The 2168-nt window shown below is 65.6% G+C and carries 5 protein-coding genes; all 5 read right to left on the minus strand.

What is annotated here, in order from left to right; translation table 11 throughout:
* Nucleotide 1 precedes the first annotated feature (1 nt).
* Nucleotides 2-538 carry a 50S ribosomal protein L6 gene (gene rplF, locus ACK5KK_RS03745; RefSeq protein ID WP_416888749.1) on the minus strand — a complete coding sequence of 179 codons (537 nt, stop codon included), beginning with the start codon at nt 536-538 and terminating at the stop codon, nt 2-4.
* A 6-nt stretch (nt 539-544) separates the two neighbouring features.
* Nucleotides 545-943, minus strand: a complete 399-nt coding sequence (rpsH, locus tag ACK5KK_RS03750; protein ID WP_416888750.1) for a 30S ribosomal protein S8 — start codon at nt 941-943, stop codon at nt 545-547.
* Nucleotides 944-1010: 67 nt separating this feature from the next.
* Nucleotides 1011-1601, minus strand: coding sequence for a 50S ribosomal protein L5 (rplE, locus tag ACK5KK_RS03755; RefSeq protein WP_416888751.1), 591 nt, complete (start codon nt 1599-1601; stop codon nt 1011-1013).
* 5 nt (nt 1602-1606) lie between these two features.
* Nucleotides 1607-1966 carry a 50S ribosomal protein L24 gene (gene rplX, locus ACK5KK_RS03760; protein WP_416888752.1) on the minus strand — a complete coding sequence of 120 codons (360 nt, stop codon included), beginning with the start codon at nt 1964-1966 and terminating at the stop codon, nt 1607-1609.
* A gap of 2 nt (nt 1967-1968) precedes the next feature.
* Nucleotides 1969-2168, minus strand: a 200-nt coding sequence (locus ACK5KK_RS03765; protein WP_416888753.1) for an uL14 family ribosomal protein, incomplete at its 5' end; no start/stop codon positions are given.

Raw genomic sequence — 2168 nt, forward strand, 5'->3', positions numbered from 1 at the left:
ATTACTTACCAGCCTTTCCGGCCTTGCGGCGGACGACCTCGCCCGCGTAGCGCACACCCTTGCCCTTGTACGGTTCGGGCTTGCGGATCTTGCGGATGTTCGCGGCGGCCTCGCCGACGGCCTGCTTGTCGATGCCGCTCACCGTGAGCTTGTTGGTGCCCTCGACGGTCAGGGTGATGCCGGCGGGCGCTTCCACGAGCACGGGGTGCGAGAAGCCGAGCGCGAATTCGACCGACGAGCCCTTCTGCTGCACGCGGTAGCCGGTGCCGACCACTTCCAGACCCTTAGTGTAGCCCTCGGTGACGCCGATGATGTTGTTGTTGATGAGCGACCGGGTCAGCCCGTGCAGCGAACGCGATTCGCGTTCGTCGTCGGGACGGGTCACCAGCACCTGGCCGTCCTCGACGGCGACGGCGATGGGCTCGGCCACGGTGAGGGTCAGTTCGCCCTTGGGCCCCTTGACGGCGACGTCCTGGCCGGAGACTGCAACGGTCACACCGGCGGGAATGTCGATGGGGAGACGTCCAATACGAGACATGTCAGATCACCACACGTAGGCGAGGACTTCCCCGCCGACGCCCTTCTGCTCGGCCTGACGGTCCGTGAGGAGGCCAGAGGAGGTGGACAGGATGGCCACGCCCAGCCCGCCGAGCACCGTGGGCAGCTCGGTCGACTTGGCGTAGACGCGCAGACCCGGCTTGGAGACGCGCTTGATACCGGCGATCGACCGCTCGCGGTTCGGGCCGTACTTCAGCGTGAGGGTGAGGGTCTGACCGACACGGGCGTCGGAGACCTCCCAGCCGGAGATGTAGCCCTCCTGCTGGAGGATCTCGGCGATGTGGGTCTTGAGCTTCGAGCTCGGCAGCGACACGGAGTCGTGGTGCGCCGAGTTCGCGTTGCGCAGACGGGTCAGCATGTCGGCGACCGGGTCTGTCATTGTCATATCGTGTGTTCCTTCTGTTCAGCGGTTTCGGATGCCGTTACACGACAGCCGACCTTCATGAGTGGTGTTACGCCGAGGCGTCGGTCGCCTTGAACGGGAAACCGAGGTGGCGCAGCAGCGAACGACCTTCGTCGTCCGTGTTCGCGGTGGTGACCACCGTGATGTCGAAACCGCGCACGCGGTCGATCTTGTCCTGGTCGATCTCGTGGAAGACCGACTGCTCCTGCAGACCGAACGTGTAGTTGCCGTGGCCGTCGAACTGCTTCGGCGACAGCCCGCGGAAGTCACGGATGCGGGGCAGCGAGAGGTTCACGAGGCGGTCCAGGAACTCCCAGGCGCGGTCGCCACGCAGGGTCACGTGCGCACCGATGGCCTGCCCCTCGCGCAGCTTGAACTGCGCGATGGACTTGCGGGCCTTCGTCACGACCGGCTTCTGGCCGGTGATCGCGGTGAGGTCGGCCACGGCGCCGTCGATGACCTTGCTGTCCCGCGCGGCCTCACCGACACCGGTGTTGACGACGACCTTGACGATCCCCGGGATCTGCATGACGTTCGGGTAGCCGAACTCGTCCTGCAGCGCCTTCTTGATCTCGCCGAGGTACTTCTGCTTCAGGCGGGGTTGGATCTTGCCAACCTCCGCGGCAGTGGTGGTGGTCATGTTGTTCAGAGGTCCTTGCCGCTCTTCTTCGCGTAGCGCACGCGAACGGTGCGCTTGACGCCGTCCTTGGTCTGCTCCTCCACACGGCGACCGACGCGGGTCGGCTTCTTCGTGTCGGGGTCGACCAGCGCGACGTTCGAGATGTGGATCGGGGCTTCCATCGTCTCGATGCCGCCCGTCTTGGTTCCGCGCTGGGACTGGCCCACACGGGTGTGCTTGGTGACGTAGTTCACGCCTTCGACGAGCACGCGATTCTGCTCGACAAGGACCTCGAGGACCTTGCCCTGCTTGCCGCGGTCGCCGCCGCGCTCGGGCTTGGCGCCCGAGATGACCTGAACCAGGTCGCCCTTCTTGATCTTCGCCATGATCAGATGACCTCCGGGGCCAGCGAGACGATCTTCATGAACCGCTTGTCGCGCAGCTCACGGCCGACCGGGCCGAAGATACGGGTGCCGCGGGGCTCCCCGTCGCTCTTCAGGATGACGGCGGCGTTCTCGTCGAACTTGATGTACGACCCGTCGGTGCGGCGGGTCTGCTTCACGGTGCGGACGACGACGGCCTTGACCA

The sequence above is a fragment of the Microbacterium sp. genome, from assembly GCF_047972865.1.
In the GTDB taxonomy this organism is placed as follows: Bacteria; Actinomycetota; Actinomycetes; order Actinomycetales; family Microbacteriaceae; genus Microbacterium.